At 73.6% G+C, this 22,343-nt stretch carries 9 protein-coding genes; 1 reads left to right on the forward strand and 8 read right to left on the reverse strand.

From position 1 onward, the window contains the following. Window positions 1–15: 15 nt before the first annotated feature. Window positions 16–2,013 carry an acetoacetate--CoA ligase gene (locus ACIA47_RS05780; protein WP_396705822.1) on the reverse strand — a complete coding sequence of 666 codons (1,998 nt, stop codon included), beginning with the start codon at window positions 2,011–2,013 and terminating at the stop codon, window positions 16–18. A 143-nt stretch (window positions 2,014–2,156) separates the two neighbouring features. Beyond that, the gene (locus ACIA47_RS05785) at window positions 2,157–2,675 is read right to left on the reverse strand and encodes a hotdog domain-containing protein (protein ID WP_203125586.1); all 519 of its coding nucleotides are present in this window, start codon (window positions 2,673–2,675) and stop codon (window positions 2,157–2,159) included. 23 nt (window positions 2,676–2,698) lie between these two features. On the opposite strand from ACIA47_RS05785, the gene ACIA47_RS05790 reads away from it, so the two are divergent. Next, the gene (locus ACIA47_RS05790) at window positions 2,699–3,364 is read left to right on the forward strand and encodes a hypothetical protein (RefSeq protein WP_203125584.1); all 666 of its coding nucleotides are present in this window, start codon (window positions 2,699–2,701) and stop codon (window positions 3,362–3,364) included. A 37-nt stretch (window positions 3,365–3,401) separates the two neighbouring features. Here ACIA47_RS05790 and ACIA47_RS05795 read toward each other — a convergent pair whose 3' ends face one another. The 6 genes from ACIA47_RS05795 to ACIA47_RS05820 are packed head-to-tail and all read right to left on the reverse strand — an operon-like array spanning window position 3,402 to window position 22,317. Beyond that, on the reverse strand, window positions 3,402–4,178 hold the full coding sequence (locus tag ACIA47_RS05795; protein WP_396705825.1) for a thioesterase II family protein: 777 nt from the start codon (window positions 4,176–4,178) through the stop codon (window positions 3,402–3,404). A 12-nt stretch (window positions 4,179–4,190) separates the two neighbouring features. Next, a complete protein-coding gene (locus ACIA47_RS05800) occupies window positions 4,191–11,360 on the reverse strand; it encodes an amino acid adenylation domain-containing protein (RefSeq protein ID WP_396705827.1) in 7,170 nt (2,389 codons plus the stop codon). Next, window positions 11,360–17,098, reverse strand: a complete 5,739-nt coding sequence (locus ACIA47_RS05805; RefSeq protein WP_396705829.1) for an amino acid adenylation domain-containing protein — start codon at window positions 17,096–17,098, stop codon at window positions 11,360–11,362. The genes ACIA47_RS05800 and ACIA47_RS05805 overlap by 1 nt, the downstream gene beginning before the upstream one ends. Beyond that, window positions 17,095–20,787 (reverse strand): ATP-binding cassette domain-containing protein, encoded by a 3,693-nt coding sequence (locus ACIA47_RS05810; RefSeq protein WP_396705831.1) that lies wholly within the window; start codon window positions 20,785–20,787, stop codon window positions 17,095–17,097. Before ACIA47_RS05810 ends, ACIA47_RS05805 begins: the two co-directional genes overlap by 4 nt. A 7-nt stretch (window positions 20,788–20,794) precedes the next feature. Beyond that, window positions 20,795–21,349, reverse strand: coding sequence for a DUF6817 domain-containing protein (locus ACIA47_RS05815; protein WP_203121813.1), 555 nt, complete (start codon window positions 21,347–21,349; stop codon window positions 20,795–20,797). After that, window positions 21,346–22,317: a TauD/TfdA family dioxygenase gene (locus tag ACIA47_RS05820; protein WP_112582444.1), complete on the reverse strand. Its 972-nt coding sequence runs from the start codon at window positions 22,315–22,317 to the stop codon at window positions 21,346–21,348. The genes ACIA47_RS05815 and ACIA47_RS05820 overlap by 4 nt, the downstream gene beginning before the upstream one ends. Window positions 22,318–22,343 lie beyond the last annotated feature (26 nt).

Below are 22,343 nucleotides of genomic sequence, written 5' to 3' on the forward strand. Positions count from 1 at the left end.
CGCGTGGGAACGGGGTCAGGACGTCGTGCGGGACTGGGCCAGGGCGGCGAAGGCGGTCAGGGACTCGGGGTTGACCAGGGCACCCTTCGCCGCGGCCTGGTCGACAGGGGTGCCGGTGAGGATCTTCTTGACCGGCACCTCCAGCTTCTTCGCCGAGAGGGTGCGGGGCACCGAACGCACCTGGTGGATCTCGTCGGGCACGTGCCGGGGTGAGAGCGCCGTGCGCAGTTCACGGCAGATCTTCGCGCGCATCGGGTCGTCCAGCTCCAGGCCCTCAGCCAGCACCACGAAGAGCAGCAGCTCACCGGCACCGCCCTCGTCGTCCTCCAGGTGCACGACGACCGAGTCGAGCACCTCGTCGAGCCCTTCCACGACCGAGTAGAACTCGGCGGTGCCGAGGCGCACCCCACCGCGGTTGAGGGTGGCGTCGGAGCGGCCGGTGATCACGCAGCCACCCCGCTCGTTGATGGTGATCCAGTCACCGTGCCGCCAGACGCCCGGGTAGACGTCGAAGTACGCCTCCGAGTAGCGGGTGCCGTCCGGGTCGTTCCAGAAGCCCACCGGCATGCTCGGCATCGGTTCGGTGATCACCAGCTCGCCGAGCTCACCGATGACCGGCGTGCCGTCGGCGGAACGGGCCTCCACCTTGGCGCCCAACGCCCGGCAGGCGATCTCACCGGCGTACACCGGCAGCAGCGGCACCCCGCCGACGAAACCGGTGCACACGTCGGTGCCACCGGAGAGCGACTGGAGCTGGACGTGGTCGCCGACGGTCTCGTACACCCAGCGGAAGCCCTCGGCGGGCAGCGGCGCACCGGTGGAACCCACGCCGCGCAGCGCCGACAGGTCGGCGACCTCCCGGGGGACCAACCCGGCCTTACGGCAGGCCAGCAGGTACGGCGCGGAGGTACCGAAGTACGTGGTGCCGGTCTCCGCCGCCAGCCGCCACAGCCCGCCGAGGTCGGGCTCGGCCGGTCGGCCGGGCTCAGCCCGGACCCCCGGGTTGCCGTCGAAGAGCACGATCGCCGCTCCCACCGCCGGGCCGGAGACCAGGAAGTTCCACATCATCCAGCCGGTGGTGGTGAACCAGAAGAACCGGTCGGCCGGGCCCAGATCGTGGTGCAGGGCGAGCATCTTCAGGTGCTCCAGCAGGATGCCACCGTGGCCGTGCACGATCGGCTTCGGCAGCCCGGTGGTGCCCGAGGAGTAGAGCACGTAGAGCGGGTGGTCGAACGGCACCGGCGTGAACGTCAACGGCTCGTCGGTGGGTGCGGCCAGCTCGGCCCAGCCCAGTGCGCGCTCGGGCACGGGGCCCGTCGGGTCGAGGTAGCCGATGCTGACGGTGTGGCGCAGCGACGGCAGGGCCGCCCGGATCGCCGCGACCTCGGCACGCCGGTCCACCGGCTTGTCGCCGTACCGGTAGCCGTCCACGGCGACCAGCACCGTCGGTTCGATCTGCTGCCAACGGTCGGTGACGCTACGGGTGCCGAACTCGGGCGCGCAGGACGAGAAGATCGCGCCCAGGCTGGCGGTGGCCAGCAGCAGGACGTACGTCTCGGCGATGTTCGGGGCGTACGCCGCCACCCGGTCACCGGCGGTGACGCCGAGCCGGCGCAGCCCGGCCGACACCCGGCGGACCTGCTCGCGCAGCTCACCGGCGGTCAGCGTGACCGGCGCTCGGGTCTGCCCGTGGGAGATCACCACCGGGTCGTCGTCGGCCCGCCCCGGCATCCGCAGCACGTTCTCGGCGTAGTTGAGCGTGGCGTCGGGGAACCAACGGGCGCCGGGCATCCCCCGCTCGGCCAGAGTGGCGGTCGGCGGGGTGTGCGCGATCACGTCGAAGTGGTCCCAGATCGAGCGCCAGAACCCGTCCAGATCGGTGGTGGACCAGCGCCACAGCGCGTCGTAGTCGGCGAAGTCCAACCCGCGGTGCTCCCGCAGCCAGCGCAGGTAGGCACCGATCCGGGACCGCTCCCGTACGTCCGCCGGCGGCGTCCACAGCATGTCACCCACTGCTCCACCCTCCCCCTGGCCCGACACGACACTGTGACTGGGCCGTGGCGCCATCTTGCCCTACCTCGAAGCGCCATTCTGCGCACCGGGTAGGCCAACCGACGCGTGCCCGTCCCACACTCCAACCCGCCACCTCATGTGGGTCAGCCGGCGCGGTGGGCCTGGATGGCGCGGCGGCGGGCCAGCCGGTGCGCACGGCGGATCTCCGCCTCCTTGTACCGGCGCTCGTCCTCCGCCGTCTCCGGCAGCACCGGGCGGACCGCCCGCGGCGCCCCACCCACGTCCACGCCGACGAACACCAGGTACGCGGTGGCCACCCGGACCGGTGCGTCCTCGGCCGAGTCCCACCGTTCGGCGACCACCCGCACACCCACCTCCATGGAGGTCTGGCCGGTCCAGTTGACCTGGGCGTGCGCGTGCACCAGATCGCCGACCCGGACCGCCTCGGAGAAGACGATCTCGTCGATCGCCGCGGTCACCGCGGTCCCGCCGCTGTGTCGGGCGGCAGCGGCCCCGGCCACGTCGTCGACGAACTTCATCAGAACTCCGCCGTGCACGGTGCCGTAGAGGTTGACGTCCACCGCGGTCATGATCTTGCTGAGAGTGACGCGCGAGTACGACGTCGGCTTGCCGGTTGGAGGGGCGGAGAGGTGCTCAGTCATGTCGAAAACGGTACGGTGCGCGGATGCGACATCTCTGGAGCTTCCTCGCCGGGCTGGTGGTGGCGCCCATCACCTGGGTGCTGGTCACACTGGGGCAGGACGGGTCGAGCCGGACGGTCGACCGCTGGGTGGAGATCGGCACGTTCAACACCGCCAACCTGATCGAGCCGGCCGTGTACCTCGGTGTCGGCGGTGTCCTGCTGGGCCTGCTCGGCACGCTGCGCTTCTCGCCGCTGGGCCCGATGGTGGCCGGTGCGCTGCTGGTCACCCCGTACATCGGGATGTTCGTGGCGCCCTTCTCGGTGCGGGACGCGATCCCGCACGAGTGGAAGGTGTTCGGCGATCCCCTGCCGCTGCGACTGCCCGTGGAGAACGGCACGCTCTTCCTGCTCGGCCTGCTGCTGCTGATGGCGACCTTCAGCCAACAGCGTTGGCGGCAGTGGCCGAGCCCGGCGACCGAAACGGCCGCGGCACCCACCCCCGCGTCCGACGGAGGCCCCCGCAACGACACGTTGACCGACTGGCCGGCCCCCGCACCCGCGGAGCGCGACACCGCGCCCCTCACTCTGGGTTACCCGGCGGACTCGACACCGACCGAGCCGCTGCCCCGCCGGGTGGGTGGCGAATCACCCTGGTCCGCCCCGCCGCGCGGCCAACCGCGCCCCGAGGACACCACCGAGATCCGCTGATCGTCGGGGCGGGCCGGGTGACCGGCCCGCCCTCCGTCTAACTCCCCGCCGCCAGGGTGGCCCGGACGGTGCCCAGCAGGGCGTCCCGGGCCGTCATCGGGAAGAAGTGCCCGCCCGGCAGCACGTGCAGGGTGGACCCGGCCGACGTCTGCTCCCGCCACGGCGCGACCCGATCCGGCGGCACCTCCCGGTCCCGGTCCCCCGCGAAGGCAACGATCGGGCAGCTCAGCGGCGGCTCCGGCCGGTACTCGTAGGTCTCGCAGACCGCGAAGTCGGCGCGGATGGCGGGCAGGAGCAGGTCGAGCAGTTCGGGTTCGGCCAGGATCTCCTCGTCCAGACCGCCCAGCTCACGCAGCCGTTCGACGACCACCGCGTCCGGTTGGTCGTGAATGTTCGGCGAGGTACGCCGCAGCGTCGGCGCGAGGCCACCGGCGGCGAAGAGAACCCGGGGCGGCGGCACCGCGCGGCGGCGCAGTTCGCGGGCCAGCTCGAAGGAGACCAGCGCCCCCATACTGTGCCCGAACAGTGCGTAGGGCACCCCCAGCTCGGGTGCCAGCGCCGAGGCGAGGGCCTCCACCAGCTGCCGCACCCCGGTGTACGCCGGCTCACGCCAGCGGGACTGCCGCCCGGGCAGCTCGACCGGGCAGACCTCGACGTCGTCGCCGAGCAGCTCCTGCCACCCGTGGTACGCCGAGGACCCGCCACCGGCGTACGGCAGGCAGATCAGTCGGACGGCGGGGGTGACGCGGCGGCGCGGCCCGGCGGCCAGCCAGCCCTGGGCGCGGCCGGGCGGGTGGGTGGTGAGGCGGTTCACGGAACGGCTCTCCTAGTACGTCGGCTCGTCGGCCAGCAGGGCGCTGGCCTCCTCGTCGGACATTTCCTCCAGCTCACTGAGCAGGTGGTCCTCGATGGCGAACGCGGCGGCCTCCAGGGTGGGGCTGTCGAACAGCACCCGGATCGGCACCTGCACGTCGAACGCCTTGCGCAGGTGCACCACCGCCCGCATCGCCAGCAACGAGTCTCCGCCGAGGGCGAAGAAGTTGTCGTGCACGCCGATCCGGTCGACCCGCAGGATGCCGGCCCAGACCTCGGCGATGGTCTCCTCCAGGGTGGAGCGGGGTGCCACGTACGGCACGTCGTCCGCCTCGACCGCGTCGGCCAACTCCACCAGTGGTCGCCTGTCGACCTTCCCGTTGGCGGTCAGCGGCAGCTCGTCGATCTCGTGGAACGCCGCCGGCACCATGTACGACGGCAGCTTGCCCGCGAGGAACTCGCGCACGTCCGTCGGCACGGCACCGGCGACCCGGGGGACGACGAAGGCGACGAGACGCTTCGCGCCACGCGGCTCGCCCTGCGCCACCACCACCGCGCCGCGCACCTCGGGGTGCTGGGCGAGGGCGGTCTCGATCTCGCCCAGCTCGATGCGGTAACCCTGCACCTTGACCTGGAAGTCCTCCCGGCCCAGGAACTCGATCTCCCCGCTCGGCAGGAACCGGCCGAGGTCACCGGTGCGGTACAGACGGGTTCCGGTGGCCGGGTCCGCAACGAAGCTCGCCGCCGTCCGCGCCTCGTCGTGCAGGTAGCCGCGGGCCAAACCGACACCACCGATGTGCAGGTGCCCGGGAACCCCGGTGGGTCGGGGTCGCAACGCGTCGTCGAGGACGTGAAAGGTCTGGTTCACCATGGGCCGCCCGTACGGGATGCTCGTCCACTCCGCCGGGACCGCCCCGATCGGGTAGAGGATGGACCAGATCGACGCCTCCGTCGCGCCACCGAGGCTGACCACCTCGGGCCCGTCGAGCGTCTGCCGGATCCGGTCCGGCAGGGCGACCGGGATCCAGTCACCGCTGAGCATGACCAGTCGCAGGCCGCCGGTGGCCTCCCGGACGGTGAGGTGCTCGACGAACAGCTCCATGAGGGCCGGCACCGAGTTCCAGATCGTCACGTTGGCCTTGGTGAGCAGGTCGAGCCAGGCGGCCGGATCGCGGTGTGCCGCCGCCTCCGGGAGCACCACCGCGCCGCCGACGGAGAGCGGACCGAAGACGTCGTACACGGACAGGTCGAAGCTCAGCGACGACAGCGCCAGGACCCGGTCGTCCTCGCCCACCCGGAAGCGCGCGTTGATGTCGACGACGGTGTTCAACGCACCCTCGTGTTCGATCATCACGCCCTTGGGCAGGCCGGTGGACCCGGAGGTGAAGATGACGTACGCGAGGTCGTGGGGCGTGGTGTCGATAGCCGGCAGCGCGCCCGCCGGGAGGACCCGCAGCTCGTCCACCCGCAACACCTCGACGTCGCCGAACCGGTGCGCCCCGGGACCGGCCAGACGCCCCTGGGTCAGCACCACACGCACCCGGCCGTGCGTCAACAGGAAACGCACCCGCTCGTCCGGCAGGTCCGGGTCGATCGGCAGGTACGCGGCCCCGGCGGCGAGCACACCGAGGACGGCGGCGCACTGCTCCCAGCCCTTGTCCATCACCACCGCGACGAGCTCGTCGGGGCGTACCCGCAGACCGACGAGGTGGGCGGCTATCGTGCGGGCGCGGTCCGCCAGCTCGCCGTAGGTGAGCGTCCGGGTCGGTGTGATCACGGCCGGGCGCTCGGGCACCCGGGCGGCGGTGGCGAAGAACGGCTCGTGCAGCATGCCCACCGGCAACGGCGCCTCCGTGCGGTTGTACGCCGCCTGGGCGGCCAGCTCAGCGCGGGGCACCAGCGACGGCACCGGGTCGGCCCAGTGCGCCTCGTCGGCGGCGAGCCAGTGCAGCACCGACAGCGTCGCCGCGTGCATGGCAGCGACCATGCCCTCGGGGAAGAGACCCTCGACGGCGTCGATGTCCAGCACCAGGGCACCGTTCATCTCGTACACCTGGGTGTCGATCCAGATCTGCGGTGTCTGGGAGATGGAGTAGACCACCTCGCCGATCTGCGGGTGCCCGCCGATGCCCTGGAACAGGCTGGTGAACACGACGGGCATGACGGCGGCGGCGTCACCGCGTACCCGCTTCAGCTCCCGCGCGACCCGCACACCGCTGAACAGTCCGTGGTCGAGGTCGGCGAGGAGTTGGTCCCGGATCGTCAGGGCGCGGTTCTCGAACGACGCCGCACCGCCCGCGTCGATCTCCAACAGCGTCACCGAGGTGAAGTCACCCAGGATCGCGTCGACCTGCGGGTGCAGCGGCAACCGGTGCGCCATCGGCAGGTTGAGGCTGAACCGCTGGTTCTTCGACCAGGTGGCGACCACCTCGCCGTACGCGGCCAGCAGCAGCGCGGTCGGAGTGAGGCCGCGCCGGGACGCGGCGGCCTTGACGGTGTCCCACTCGTCCGCCGGCACCTGCCCGGTGAGCCGGGCGAAGCGGGGCGCGGCGATGGTGTGCGGGTCGGCCGCCAGCGGCAACTCCGGGGCGAGGGCCAGTGTCGGCACCCGCTCCTGCCAGTACGCGGCGGCGCGCTGGTACCGCTCGGTCGACTCCGCGGCCCGCGCGGCGAGCACGTAGTCGCGGAAGCTCAACTCCAGCTCGGGCAGGGTCGCGTCCGGCTCGTGGTAGAGCAGGGTCAACTCACGCATCACGATGCTCGACGCCCAGGCGTCGGTGATCAGGCCGTCGATGCTGTAGTGCACCCGCCCCCGACCCTCGTCGAGCAGTGTGGCGCGCAGTTCGAACAGCGGCCACCGGTCCGGCACGAACACCTGGTGCGACATGGCGGCGCGGGTCCGCTCGAAGCTCGCGTTCACCTCGGCGGCCGGGCGACCCCGCACGTCCTCGGTGACGACGACGTAGTCCGGTACCTCGTCGAGGACCTGCTGCTCGCCGTGCGGCAGCACGACGGTACGCAGCGACCCGTGCCGCCGGATCAGCCGGCGCAGCGCCCGCTGCAACCGCGACACGTCCAGCTCGGGGACGTCGAACTCCTCGTAGCCGTGCATGCCGACGTTGCCCAGCTCGAACACGCCGGTGCGGCCGATCCAGTACGCCTGCTGCACATCGGTCAGCGGGAACGGCAGGTGCGCCGACGCCGGGTCCGGCACGACGGCCGGCAACGACTCGGCGCCGCTGACACCGGCCTCGGCGCGGGCCGCGCGTACCGCGGCGGCGAGACCACGGACCGTCGGGTCGGCGACGAAGGCGCGCAGCGGGACGTCCGCCCCGCACACCCGGCCGACCTGGGCGACGAGCTGAGCGGCGAGCAGGGAGTGCCCACCCAGCTCGAAGAAGCCGACGGTGGGCGCGACGTCCCGTTCGCCGAGCAGGTCGGCGAAGATCGCCGCCACCTCACGCTCGGTCGGGTCCTCGACCGCGTGGACCTCGGCGGGGTCCTCCGCCGCGCCGCCCTCGGTCTCGTCGAGCGCGGTGACCACCACGTGCCCGGTGGAGGCCGCTGCGCCGACCACCCGGGCGGCCGTCCGTTCGACGGCGGACGGGTCCGCCACCGGCCAACCGTAGGTCACCCACTCCACGTCGGACTCCCGGCCCAGCGCCGCCGCCTGCGCGACGAGGTGGCCGGCGAGCGGGTTGTCCGGCGTACCGCCGAGCAGGTGCACCTCGACGGCGGTGACCGGCCCCCGCGCGCCGACGCCCACGGCGGCCAGCGTGGCCAGGGCCTCGTCGGCGGACGTGCGGGCGTCCACCGGCACCAGCACGGTCACCGGACCGGGCTGACCGGCACCCCCCGGGTCGTCGACGCTCGCGCCGGCGGTGATGAGGGCCCGCCGGAACGCGGCACCGAAGACCGCGTCGCCGGCGAGCTGGTATCGGGCGCCGGTGTGCCGCTCGGGGGCGGCAGCCGGAGCTGCGGTGACGTGCGGCAGGAAGCGGTGCCCGCCACGCACTGCCACCACCGGCTCGGGGTGCGCGCACCTGACCTCCCGCACCACCGAGGCGGCGAGGCGGCGGGCGGCCACCGGCGTCGTGGCCGGGAGCACGTCGAGCAGCGTCCGGGTGCCGGGCGCGCCGCCGGTCGCCCAACCGGCGAGCACGCCGCGCGGCGGCACCAGCGTCTCGGTGCCGGTCACGTCGAGCGCGCCGTCGGTGACGACGACCACCCGAGCGTACGCGTCGCCGCGCCTGGTGAGCGCCTCACCCAGGGCCGCGAGCGTGGGTGCCGGGTTGCCCTGTGGAACCGCCAGCAGCACCCCGCTGATCCGCTCCTGCGGCGACAGCGACGTGCGGAGCGCGCCGGTCGCCGGATCGAGGTCAGCGACGACCACCCGGCCCCCCGCCGCGCGTAGCTCGTCGACGACGCCGTCCGGCAGACCGGCGTCGACGGCCAGCCAGGCACCGGTCCCGGTGGTCGCCGGCCCGGCACCGCCGGCCCGGCGGTAGCCGCGCACGACGAGCCCGTCGGCACCCGCCCGGCTCGTCACCGCGTCGCGGGGAGGATCGACCCAGCAGCGTTCCCGCTCGAACGGGTAGGCCGGCAGGACGGTCCGCCGGGGCGGCACGTCACCGTGCAGCGCCTCCCACCCGATCGCGACGCCCATCCGCCACAGCGCACCGGCTGCGGCGAGGAGTTCCGTCTCGGCGTCGGCGTCCCGACCGGCCGACGGCAGCGACGCCACCGCGCGGGCGGCCGACCCACCGGCGAGGCGGGTCAACACCCGCCCGGGGCCGATCTCCAGCACCACGGCGTCGGCGTCAGCGTCGCGCAGCGCCGCCAGGCCGTCGCCGAAGCGGACGGTCGACCGTAGTTGCCGGGACCAGTACGCGGGGCTGGTGGCCGACTCGGCGGTGATCCAGGCACCTGTCACGTTCGACACGAAGGGAATCTCCGGCGCCGAGCGCGGCACCTGGGCCACCTCCGCCTCGAACGCCGACCCGGCGGCGGCCATGGCCCGGGAGTGGAACGCGTGCGAGGTGGCCAGCCGGGTCGAGGCCACCCCCCGCTCGCGCAGCCGGGCCTCGAGAGCCGCCACGGCCTCGGGCGGCCCGGAGACGGTGCACTGCCGGGGGCCGTTGACGGCGGCGAGGTCCAGCACATCGTCGAGCAGCGGCAGCAGCTCGGCCTCGGCCAGCGGCACCGCGAGCATCACGCCCGGCTCCGCCGCCTGCATGAGCCGACCGCGTGCCGCGACCAGGCGCACCGCGTCGGGCAGCGCGAACACCCCGGCCAGGCAGGCGGCCACCAGCTCACCCACACTGTGCCCGAGCAGCCCCGCCGGTCGTACGCCCCAGTGCGCCCAGAGCTTCGCCAGCGCGTACTCGACGACGAACAGCGCCGGCTGCGCGTACCGGGTCTGCTGGAGCTGTTCCGCAGCGGTCTCCCGCTGGTCGTCGGCGGGGAACAGCAGGTCCCGGATGTCCGTGTCGAGCAACGGCGTCAGCAGGTCCGCGGCCCGGTCCACCTCGGAGCGGAACACCGGCTCAGCGACGTAGAGGGCGTGCGCCATGCCGGTGCGCTGCGCGCCCTGACCGGGGAAGGTGAACAGCACCGCGCGGTCGGTGGCGGTCTCGGCCGGCCGGGCCGCCGGTCGCCGCAACGCCTCGACCACCTCGGCGGGGCTGCCGCCGACGACCGTCCGGCGGTACGGCAGGGTCCGCCGGCCGCGTTGCAGGGTGTACGCCACCTCGGCCAGCGGCGTGTCCGGGTGGGCGCTCAGGTGCGCGGCGAGTCGGTCGGCAGCCGTGTCGAGGGCGGTGGGTGTGGCGGCGGACAGGGGCAGCACGTGCCGCCGGCGGCTCTCCTGGCCCGCCGCGCGGGTCGGGGCCTCCTCCACGACGACGTGCGCGTTGGTGCCGCCGATGCCGAACGAGCTGACCCCGGCACGGCGCACCCCGCCGGGCCATGGGGTGCGGGCCGCGACGACGTGGAAGGGACTCGCGTCCAGAGCCAGCTCGGGGTTGGCGGTGCGGAAGTGCAGCGACGGTGGGATCTCGCCGGCCCGCAGTGCCAGCACCGTCTTGATCAGACCGACGACCCCGGCGGCGGTGTCGAGGTGCCCGACGTTCGTCTTGACCGAGCCGAGCCCGATGCGGCCCGGCGGCAGGTCACCGAAGGCACTCGCCAACGCGGCCACCTCGATCGGGTCACCGAGCGGGGTGCCGGTGCCATGCGCCTCGACGTAACCGATCGTGCCGGGGTCGACCCCGGCGACGGCGAGCGCCTCGGCGATGACGTCGGCCTGCCCGTCCACGCTCGGGGCGGTGAAGCCGACCTTGCGGTCGCCGTCGTTGTTCACGGCCGAGCCCCGGATCACTGCGTGCACCAGGTCGCCGTCCGTCATCGCGTCGGCGAGCCGCTTGAGCACGACGACGCCGGCGCCGCTGCCGGCCACCGCGCCGGTCGCCTCGGCGTCGAACGCCCGGCAGTGGCCGTCGGCGGAGAGGATGCCGCCCTGGGTGTGCCGGTAGCCACGGCGGCGGGCGATGACCGTCGCGCCGCCGGCCAGCGCGACGTCGCACTCGCCGGCCAGCAGCGCCTGCGCGGCCATGTGCACGGCGACCAGGGAGGTGGAGCAGCCGGTCTGCACGCTGATGCTGGGGCCCCGCAGGTTGACCTTGTACGACACCCGGGTCGGCAGGAAGTCCTTGTCGTTGCCGATGGAGGTCTGGAACGCCCCGACCCGGGCCACCAGGTCCGCGTTGGGCAGCAGATTGTGCAGCAGGTAGGAGCTCTCCCCCACCCCGGCGTAGACACCTGTCACGGGTGTCGTGGAGTCGAACGGGTGACCGGCGTGCTCCAACGCCTCCCAGGCGCACTCCAAAAAGATCCGGTGCTGCGGGTCGAGCAGCTGCGCCTCACGGGCCGAGAACCCGAAGAAGCGGGCGTCGAAGCCGGCCGGGTCGTCGAGGACGCCGAGGGCACGGACGTAGTCGGGGTGGTTGAACTCCTCGGGTGCGACGCCGTCGGCGATCAGGTCGGCGTCGTCGAGGGTGGTGAGCGATTCGACCCCGTCGCGCAGGTTGCTCCAGAAGGCGTCGAGGGTGGCGGCCCCGGGAACCCGGAGCGCCATTCCGACGACGGCGATGGCGGTGTCGGGCAATGTACGTTCCTCGGTCATCATGCGTCCCCCCTGTCGTGATGCCGGCCCGGCCGACGTCGCGGTGTGCGCGCCCGTTGGATGGCGGCGCGTGTCTCGGCGCGGTGGTGCCCCGCGGACATCGCCGGCGTCCGGTCCCCGGACGCCAGGTGCCGGGCGAGTGCCCGCACGGTGGGGTGGCGGAACAGCTCCACCACCGGCACCGTGCGACCCAGCCGCTCGGACAGGTGCGTCTGCACCCGCATCACGAGCAGCGAGTGCCCACCGATGTCGAAGAAGTTGTCGTCGACGCCCACCTCGTCGACCACCAGCACGTCGCGCCAGATCGCCGCCACCGCGCGCTCCAACTCGCTGCCGGGCACACCCACCCCGGCAGGGGTCGGGGCGGCGGGCGGCGCGAGGGCGTCCCGGTCGACCTTGCCGCGGTCGCTGCGTGGCAGCCGGTCCAGCGTGACGATCGTGGCCGGCACCATGTACCCGGGCAGCCGGTCGGCCAGGTGCGCGCGCAGCAGCGCCACGTCCACGTCGCTGGGCGTCACGTAGCCGACCAGCGTGGGTCGGCCCGGCACGTCCTCGCGCAGCACCGCAGCCGCCTCTCCTACCGTTGGGTGGGCACCGAGCGCCGCCTCGATCTCGCCCAACTCGATCCGGAATCCGCGCACCTTGACCTGGCCGTCCTCCCGGCCGAGGAACTCGAGCACCCCACCGACACCGAGGCAGACCCGGTCCCGGGTGCCGTACATGCGGCCCCCGGGCGGGCCCCACGGATCGGGCAGGAAGCTGACGGCGGTGCGGGCCGGGTCCCCGACGTAGCCCTGCGCCACCCCCGGTCCGCCGAGCCACAGGTCCCCCGGAACCCCGCGCGGCACCGGCCGCAGTCCACGATCGAGGACGTACGCCCGCACGCCCGGCAGCGGCAGCCCCACCGGGACGCTGCCGATGACCGGCTCCCGGTCGCCGCCCGGCTCGTGCACGGTGGCGGTGATGGTGGCCTCGGTCGGGCCGTACGCGTTGAGCCAGCGCACCTCCGGCGCGGCGGCGCGCCACTGGGCGAGCCGCCCCGCGTCGACCCGCTCGCTGCCGACCACGACGAGCCGCAGGTCCGGACAGGAGGCGGGCGGGTGACGGTCCAGCACCGCCACCCACTCGTGCCAGTACGACGCCGGCAGGTTGAGCACTGTGAGTCGCTCCCGGCGGACCAACGCGGTGAACTCGTCGAGACCGGGCACCGGCCCGGCCGGCGGCAACACCACGGCCCCGCCCCGGATCAGCGTCCCGAACAGCTCCTCGGCGGCCACGTCGAAGCCGAGCGCGGCGAACTGGAGCACCCGGTCGGCGGGGGTGAGCGCGTAGTGCCCGGCGACCGCCTCCAGGGTGTGCACCAGGTTGCCGTGGCTGACGCGGACGCCCTTGGGTTGCCCGGTGGTGCCCGAGGTGTAGAGCACGTACGCCGGCGCCGACGGGTGTACCGGCGTGCCGGCGGCGGCCGGGGCGGCGAGCAACGCGTCCTCGATCGCGACGAACGGCAGGTTGGCGGCGGGCGGGTGGTTCTGGCGGGAGCCGAGCAGCAGCACCGCCGACGAGTCGGCGAGGATGTGCGCCAACCGCTTCGGCGGGATCGCCGGGTCCAGTGGCACGTACGCGGCCCCGGCGCGCAGGACGCCGAGCAGCGCCGCCGGCCAGTCAGGGCTGCGCTCCAGCAGGACGGCGACGGTGTCACCGGGGCGTACGCCCTGGGCGGTCAGGTGGGCGTGCACGGCGGCGGCACGGCTGTCCAGCTCGGCGTGGCTGACCTGCCGGTCGCCCTGCACCAGCGCCGGGCGCTGCTGCCAGCGCGCCGCGGCGGCGGCGACCAGGCCGTGCAGAGTCGACGCGGTCGGCGCGTCGGTCGCCCCGCCGACCGGCGGGACCGGCTCGGGGCCGGGCAGCAGGTCCAGTGTGGACACCGGGGCGTCCGGGGTGCTCAGCGCCGACTCCAGCAGGGTGCGGTAACTGTGCGCCAGCCGCTCGGCGGTGTCCCTGTCGAACAGGTCGACGTCGTACTCCATGGTGCCGCGCAGCTCGCCCGTGGCGCTGGGCACCTCGTCCCAGGCCACCGTGAGGTCGAACTTCGCCACCCGGCCGGGTGGCTCGGTCACCCCGACCGACAGGCCGGGCACCGCGTCGGTCCGCTCGGGCAGGTTCTGTGCCGACAGCATGACCTGGAACAGCGGGGTACGACTGGGGTCGCGTGGTGGCCGGACCGCCTCGACGACCTGCTCGAACGGAACGTCCTGGTGCTCGTACGCGCCGAGCACCGCGTCCCGCACCCGGGCCAGCACGTCGACGAACGTCTCGGTGTCCTGCCAACGGGTCCGCAGCACGACGGTGTTGACGAAGAAACCCACCAGGTCGTCGAACTCGGAGCGGGTGCGCCCGGACACCGGGCTGCCGACACTGACGTCGCGGACGTCCGCGTACCGGCCCAGCACCAGCTGGAACACGGCGAGCAGCACCATGAACCGGGTGACGCCGTGCCGCCGTCCCACCGCGTCGAGGCGTTCGACCAGGGCGGCGGGCAGCCGTACGTCGAACGTCTCCCCCCGGTGCCGGGCGGTGGCCGGGCGGGGACGGTCGGTCGGGAGGTCCAGTGCCGCGGGCGCACCCGCGAGCCGGTCCACCCAGTACGCGAGCTGGGTCGTCCGCGCGTCGCCGGCCAGCAGCGCGCGCTGCCACAGGGTGTAGTCGACGTACTCGACGGTGAGCGGGACCGGTGCGGGCGTGCCGATGGTCCGGGCGGCGTAGAACGCGCCGAGGTCACGGATCAGCACACCGATCGACCAGCCGTCACAGACCGCGTGGTGCAACGTCATCAGGAGCATCGCGTGCTCGTCGGTCAGCCGGATCAGATGCCAGCGAGCCAGCGGCCCGGTGGCGAGGTCGAAGGGTCGGGCGGCGGCGTGGCGCAGCAGGGCGTCGGCCTGCTCGTCACGGTCGGCCCGGTCGCGCAGGTCGTCCACGGTGAGGACGACCGGTGGCTCGTCGTCCACGACCTGCCGGGGCTCGCCGTCGATCGTCACCAGCCGGGTCCGCAGCGCCGCGTGCCGCGTCACCAGCCCCCGCAGGCCGGCGTCGAGGGCGTCGACGTCGAGCGGGCCGTCCACGGTGAGCACCAGCGGCACCGAGTAGACCGCCTGACCAGCGTCGAGCTGGTCGAGGAACCACAGCCGCTGCTGGGCGTACGACAGGGGGTGCGGCCCGGGGCCGGCGGCCGGCACCGGCGGGCGGGCGTCGTCCGGGCCGGCGTCGGCGACGCGTGCCGCGAGCGCGGCGACGGTGGGCGCCTCGAAGGCGGCGCGGACGCCCAGCCGCACGCCGGCGGCGGCGGCGATCCGCGCCACCATCTGCGCCGCGAGCAACGAGTGGCCGCCGAGGGCGAAGAAATCGTCGGCGGCGGACACCACCTGCACGCCGAGCAGGTCCTGCCAGGTCCGTGCGACAAGTTCCTCGATCGGGCCGCTGGGCGGCACGCCGTCGGCGGCCCGGACGCCGTGGTGCGCGTCGGGCGCGGGCAGCGCTCGGCGGTCCACCTTGCCGTTGGGGGTGACCGGCAACGCCGCCAGCGGCACGTACCAGGTCGGCACCATCGCCTCGGGCAGCCGGGCCGCGAGGTGGGCGCGCAGCTCACCCGCCGGGACCGGGGCGTCGTCCGGGACGACGTAGGCGACGAGCCGACGTTCGTCGCCGTCCCCGTGCACCGTGACGGCGGCGGCCCGGACGCCCGGGCAGGTGGTGAGGGTGCTGGCGATCTCGTCCGGCTCGATCCGGACACCACGGATCTTGACCTGCTGGTCGGCCCGGCCCAGGCACTCCAGTTGACCGTCCTCGCGCCACCGCACCACGTCACCTGTGCGGTAGACGCGGGCGCCGGGCTCGAAGGGGCTCGGCACGAACCGCTCGGCGGTCAGGTCGGGCCTGCCGACGTACCCGTGCGCGAGACCGGCGCCGCCGATGAACAGCTCCCCCGGAGCGCCGATGCCGGTCAGCCGGCCGTGGTCGTCGAGGACGTAGAGCAGCTCCCCACCGATCGGTCGACCGATCGGGGTCCGCGCCGCGTCGCCGGGCAGGTCGGTCACGTCCCAGGTGCTGGAGAACGTGGTGCACTCGGTCGGGCCGTACCCGTTGACGAGGCGCAACCCCGGCAGGGCGGCGGCCAGCGTGGCGACCCGGCGGGCGTCGGCCGGCTCGCCGCCGAAGTAGAGGGCGCGCAGCGGGGCGAACATCGCCGGGTCGGCGTCCACGCACCTGTGGAACAGGGCGGTGGTGAGCATCAGCACCGTGACGCCGTGCTCGGCGAGTCGGTGACCCAGCCGGGACGGCGTGAGCACGTCGTCCTTGGGGATGCCCACCAGGCGCGCGCCGTTGAGCAGCGCACCCCACACCTCGAAGCTCGCCGCGTCGAACGACACGTTGGCCGCCTGTGCGACCGCGTCGGCGGGCCCGACGGGGAAGTAGTCGGCGCGGTGAACCAGCCGGACGATCCCGCCGTGGGTGGTCTCGACCCCCTTCGGCCGCCCTGTCGACCCGGAGGTGTACAGGACGCAGGCCCGCTGGGTCGGGTACGTCAGCGGCCACGTCGGCGCGGACCGTCCCGAGGGCAGCACCAGCCGGTCGAGCCGCAGCACCGGCAGGTCGTCGACGACGGCCACCGGACCGTCGGCGAGCAGCAGGGCCGCCCCGCTGTCGCGCAGCATGAACTCCCGCCGTGCCTCGGGGTAGGACGGGTCCAGGGGCAGGTACGCCGCCCCGGTGGCGAGCACCGCGAGCATCGCCACGACGAACTGGGCGGACGAGCCCATCGCCAGGCCGACGACACTGCCCGGGGTGACCCCGTGTCCGGTCAGGACGGTCGCCAGGGCGTCGGCCCGGGCGCGCACCTCGGCGTACGTGAGGGTGGTGCCGTCGTACTCCAGAGCGACGGCGTCCGGTGTCGCCTCGGCCTGGGTGAGGAACGCCGCCGGCACACTCGGCGGACCTGCCGTACCGCCGCCGGTGCCCCACCGGACGATCAGCGCGCGCTCCTGCGCCGACGTGTGCGCGAGGGTGGAGATCGGCGCCTCGGGGTCGGTCAGGGCGTTGTCGAGCAACGTCAGGTAGTGGTCGGCGAACCGGCGCACCGTCGCGCTGTCGAACAGGTCCGGGTCGTAGGCGAGGACGCCGACCGCCCCGTCGGGCCGCGGCTCGTCCCAGAGCACGCTCAGGTCGGGCGGCACCGCCCCGGTGGTGGCGGGGGCCGCTCCCACCCCCAGCACGACCGGGCAGAGCGCGGCACGACTCGGGTCGTGGGGTAGGCCGAGCGCCTCGGCCACCCGGTGCAGCGGGACGCCGGTGTACGGCGAGGCCGCCCGCAACCCGGCGTCGACTCGCGCGAACAGGTCGGCGGCCGACGGGTCGTCGTCCCACCTGCCGCGCAACGGCACCAGGGCGCCGTCCAGCGGCGTCGCGGTGGCCAGGTCCCGGGTGCCGGCGTGCCGGCCCAGCACCACCTGCCCCACCGCGAGCAACGGCACGGAGGGTGCGACGCCCACCGCCGCGCTCACCGCGTGCAGCCGTCGGGTGGTGTCCGGGCCGACGGTGAGCGTCACCCGGTCGGTGTGCTGGCGTCGACGGGCCGGGCGGACCCGGTCGGTGACCAGGTCCAGGGTGGGTACGCCGGCCAGCCCGGCCCGCCAGTGGACGAGCGCGTCCATCTCCGGGGCCACCGCACGCGATCCGGTCACTGGACCGGCTCCCCGAGACTCGGCTGGCCGGCACGCTGCCCGACCGGGTTCGTCGCCCCGGCCAGCACCCCGGCCGGATCGCGGTCGGTCACCCGGGCCACCAGCCCACCGTCGAGCGTCACCACCCGGTCGGCCCCGGCCAGGGTCTCCCGGCGGTGGGCGATGGTGAGCACCGTCGCGTCGGCGAGGTCCACCGCCAGCAGCCGCTGGATGCGGGCGTCGGTCTCGGCGTCGAGGCTCGACGTGGCCTCGTCGATGAGGACCAGCTTCGCGTCCCGCAGCAACGCCCGGGCCAGGCAGAGCAGCTGCCGTTCACCGGCGCTGAGCTGCCCGCCGTCGGCGGACAGGGCCACGTCGAGACCGCCACCGCCCACGCCGAGCAGCCGGTCGGCGAGGCCCACCTTGGTGAGGACGGCGGTGACCGCCGCGTCGGGGTACGCACCGGTCGGGTCGATGTTGTCCCGCAGGGTGCCGGGCAGCAGCACCGGATCCTGCGGTACCACCTCGACGGCGGCCCGCAGGTCGGCCAGCCGCAGCGTGGTGGTGTCCACCCCGTCGACGAGGATGCGCCCCTGCTCGGCCGGCACGAACCGCAGCAGCGCGGTGAACAGGCTGGACTTGCCGCTGCCGGTCCGGCCGACGATGCCGATCTTGCTGCCCGCCGGGGCGTCGAACGACACGCCGTTCAGCGCGGCCGGGCCGCCCTCGGCATAGCGCAGGGTGACGTTCTCGAAGTGGACCTCGCCGGCGGTGGGCCAGCCGGCCGGGGCCGGTCGCCCGTCGGTCGGCTCGACCGGCAGCCGGGTGTAGTCGTCGACACGTTCGAAGCTCGCCAGCGACAGGTCCATCATCTGCACCGTCATCAGGCTCATGGCCAGCGCCTCCATCAGCGCGTACACGAAACTGACCCCGACACCGGCCAGCCCGGCGCCGATCCCGCCCACGGAGACGATCAGCACCCCGTACGTCAGCAGGACGACCGCGCCGAGCATGTCGAGCTTCAGGTTGAAGTGCCGCGACAGCGCGTTGACCGTGTAGTCGGCGTGGTGCGCGACGCGGACCCGCTCACCGAACGCGGCCTGGTAGCCGCGCACCCGGCTGTTCCGGCCCTCGATCGAGGTCACCCCGTCGACCGCCTCGTTGAGCAGCGCGAGCATCGGCTCGTTCGCCTGCTTCGACAGCCGGGACGCCTCGACCGTGCTGGCCCGGGTGAGCCGCTGCCAGCGGAGGTAGACCACCAGCAGCAGCGGGGCCGCCACCAGCATCAGTGGACTGGTGAAGGCCAGCGCCGCCAACGGCACGACCAGGCCGACGGCGACCCGGAGGGTGTCCATGGTGGTCTCCGGCAACTCCAGGTCGATGGTCTCCATGTCACCGGAGAACCGCGCCAGGACGCGTCCGGAGGAGTTGCGGTCGAAGAACGACAGCGGGGCCCGGAAGACCCGGTGCAGCATCGACGCGTGCAGGTTCTGGCCGGCGGACACACCCCGGGCGAAGGCGAAACTGAACAGCCCGCGATCCAGCACGAGCGCCAACAGACCGATGGCGGCGAACACCCCCGCGTAGTACAGCGTGTCCTGCCCGGCGTGCTCGGTCCAGTGGCCGAGCCAGAACGACGAGCCGCCCAGGACGGCCTGCCCGCCGACGGCCAGGCCGAGCAGAACGACAGCGAGGAGGCCCGGGGTCAGCACCTGCAGGTAACGGCGGTGGGTGGCGGAACCGACCTGACCGGCGCGGACCGTCTCCTCCTCCTCGGCGGCCACCTCCTCGGCCACCTCGTCCAGCCCGACGCCGTCCGGGTCGGACGGCGTCGCGGCCTCGGCGGCCACGGCCGGCAGCAGGTCGGGCATCTGCGCGGCGACGTCGGCGAACCGGCCCGCCGCGACCACCCGGCCGCCGTCGAGGACCACCACCCGGTCGGCCCGCCGGGCCACGTCGAGGCGGTGGGTGGCAACGATCCGGGTACGCCCGGCGAGCACCCCGTCGAACAGCGCCTCCAGGATGGTGCCGGCGACCGCGTCGTCGACGGCGCTGGTCGGGTCGTCAAGGAGGTAGACGTCGGCGTCCTCGTAGGCGGCGCGGGCCAACGCGATGCGCTGCCGTTGCCCGCCGGAGAGGTTCACGCCCCGCTCGCCGATGGCCGTGCCGTCGCGGGCCGGCATCGCCGCCAGGTCCGCCTCCAGGGCGGTGGCGCGGACGACCGCCGCGTACCGGTCCGGATCGTCGGGCGAGAAGCAGCGGATGTTGTCGACGACGCTGCCCTGCATGATCCAGGGGCGCTGCGGCAGGTAGACGGCGCTGCCACCGACCCGTGCGGTACCCGCGATCGTCGGCAGCGCCCCGGCCAGCGCCGCGAGCAGCGCGGACTTGCCGCTGCCGACCCGACCCAGCACGCAGATCAACTCACCGGGCGCGACCCGCAGGTCGACGCCGGTCAGGACCGGCCGGGCGTCCGCGTCGGCCCCGGGCCAGGTGAACGACGCGCCGTCGAGGTCGACCGCCCCGGCCGGCGCGTCGCCGTCGGTCGACGCCTCGGCGGTGTCCGGGGCCCGCAGGAAGGTCGTCACCTTCCCGAACGCCACCCGCCACTCGTTGCGCATGTCCAGGTAGCGCACCAGCTCGGGCAGTTGGGACCGGAGGACGGTCAGCACGGCGATCGCCGCGAACACGTCCGCCGCCTTCAGTTCGTTGCCCAGCGCCGCGTACGTGACCAGGGTGGCCATCACCATCAGCACCGGCGCGGCGGCGTTCACCAGGTAGAGCGTGGCGAGCCGCTTCTGCCGGCGGACCAGCAACGCGTTGAGCGTCGCGCGTTCCCGGCCGACAGCCCGCTCGGCGACGTCCTCCCAGCCGTGGGTGCGCAGCGTCCGCATGGCCCCCAGGTACTCGCCGACAAGCCCGATCCGGACGCCGTTCGCGTCCCGGATCGCCGGCACCAGCGCGAAGACCCTCTCGTTGGCCACGTGCGACAGCCACAGACCGGCGATGAGGATGACGATGCCCACCAGCGCCGCCCAGCCCAGCAGCACCCAGAGGACCACGCAGGAGCCGGCGATGCCCAGCGGCACCGCCCACGCCATGTGCGTGAAAGCGACCCGCCCGACCCTCCGGGCGTCGGACGAGGCGAGGGTGATGACCTCCCCGGAGGGGTGGGCCAGTCGGGCACCGCGATCCATCCGCAGGTACTTGCGCAGGATCTCGGTCCGCAGCAGCGCGGTGATCGAGTGCGCGGTCTTCCACACCTCGGACCACTGGTGCTTGTGGCTCAACGCGTCCAACACGTAGAAGCCGGCCAGGCCGGCGGCGATCAGCAGACCCTCCACCACCGGGCCCCGGCCGTCGCCCTCGAACCAGGCGATCAGCTCCCGCACCAGCAGCGGCCCGACGGTCGCGCAGGTCTGGTAGGCCAGGAAGATCAGGCTCGCCCACCAGAACCGCCGACGGTAGGTCTGGTAGAGGGCCCGCCGCAGCCCGTCCGGATGGTCCCGCCGGGCGGCCCAGGCACGCTCGAAGACCGGGGTCACCCGCTCCAGGTGGTCGTACCGGGGCGGCGTCAGGCTGTCCGACAGCTTCAGTGGTCGGCGCAGGGACGCCTTCACCAGGATCGAGGGCCATTGGACGAAGAGTCGGGACAGCACTCCCGCGTCCTGTTCGGCACTCGGGCGGACCGGTGTGGTGATTGTCGACACGGTGCGTCTACTCGTTTCCAGCGAGGGCGAGCGGAGCGAACCCGTAGGCGCGCTCCAGGGCGGTACGGACACTGTCCGGCAGATAGCGGCGCATGGCGTCGAACTCGCGGGCGCGGCTGAACCTGCTGGACTCGGCGAACCGGGGACGTTGCTCCAGCCAGTTCGCCACCGTCAGGGCGGCGAGGTCGGCGTACTGGCCGGCGCTGACACCGACGCAACCGCCTGAGCGGTCCTCGAGCAGGAACGGCGGGCCGTCGAAGGCGGCGTCGAAGAGGGCGCTGCGGGTGACGGTGCCGAACAGGTACGCCAGCGTCTCCGCCTCCGCACCGATCAGCTCCCGCACGGCGGGCCGCAGCTCGTGCGGGATCGCGCCGGTCGGGAAGATCTCCGTGCCGTACACCGAGTGGAACAACCCCGCGTCGCACAGCTCCTGCCGCGACCCCCACTGGGCCAGCAGGTCGTGCACGCCGCGCAGGTGCGCCAGCAGGTTGGCCTCCGAGTGCGCCAACTCGGCCACCCCGTGCGACTCCAGGAAGGCGATCTTCTCGGCGAGCCCGCTCACGCCGCCTCCCGACTGCCGTACGACCCGGTCATCGCCACCAACGTCTTGCGCGGCCCGGTGAAGCTGGACCGGCCGTGCGCCATCGCCATGTTGTCGACGACCAGCAGGTCACCCTGCTGCCAGGGGAAGGCCAGGGACTCCGCGTCGAACGCGGCGCGGATGGCCGCGAGGTCGGCGTCGGTGATCGGGCTGCCGTCGCCGAGGTACGCGTTACGCGGCAGGTCCTCCTCGGCCAGCAGTTCCAGCAGCGCCTCCCGGGTGGCCTCGGGCAGGTTGGAGACGTGGAACAGGTGGGCCTGGTTCATCCAGACCGTCCGCCCGGACACCGGGTGCACGGTGACGGCCTGGCAGGTCTCGGTGGTCCGCAGCGCGCCATCGTCGAACCACTCGTAGGTGATGCCCCGCTCGCGGCAGAACTCCTGCACGGCCTCCCGGTCCATCCCGGGGAACGTCTCCTGCCAGGACACCCCGAGACCGACCCGGTAGTTGCGCACGTACCGCACACCGTGCCGCTCGAAGCGCTCGCGCACCTCGGCGGGGATGCGCTGCCAGACGGCGTGGCTGTCGGCGAGCGGGGTCTCCCCGCCGGTCTGGGCCGGGATGTTCGAGTAGAAGAACAACCGCCGGGGCCACACGCTGGTGTACGCCATCTCGTTGTGCAGCGGGATGACCTCGCTGGCCGGGTACTCGGTCGAGGTGTACACGTCGCCGACCTTGCTGCGCGGCGTGGACCGGTAGGTGTACTCGGCCATCTCCTCGCCGAAGACCTTGACGAAGGCGGAGAAGGCCGGCGCGTCCGGGGCGTCGAACCCGCGCAGCAGGACAGCGCCGTGGCTGTCCAGTCGGTCGTTGATCAGGTCGAGGTGCTCGGTGGCCCATTCCGCCGGCGAGATGCCGGGCGAGGTGGCCTCGATGCAGGCCACCCGGTTGCGCTCCGGGAACAGGCAGCTCTCTTTCACGTGGTCCATGTCGGAGGTCCTTCCGCGTACGTCGG

This window comes from Micromonospora sp. NPDC051227 (genome assembly GCF_044455385.1).
Classification (GTDB): Bacteria; Actinomycetota; Actinomycetes; order Mycobacteriales; family Micromonosporaceae; genus Micromonospora.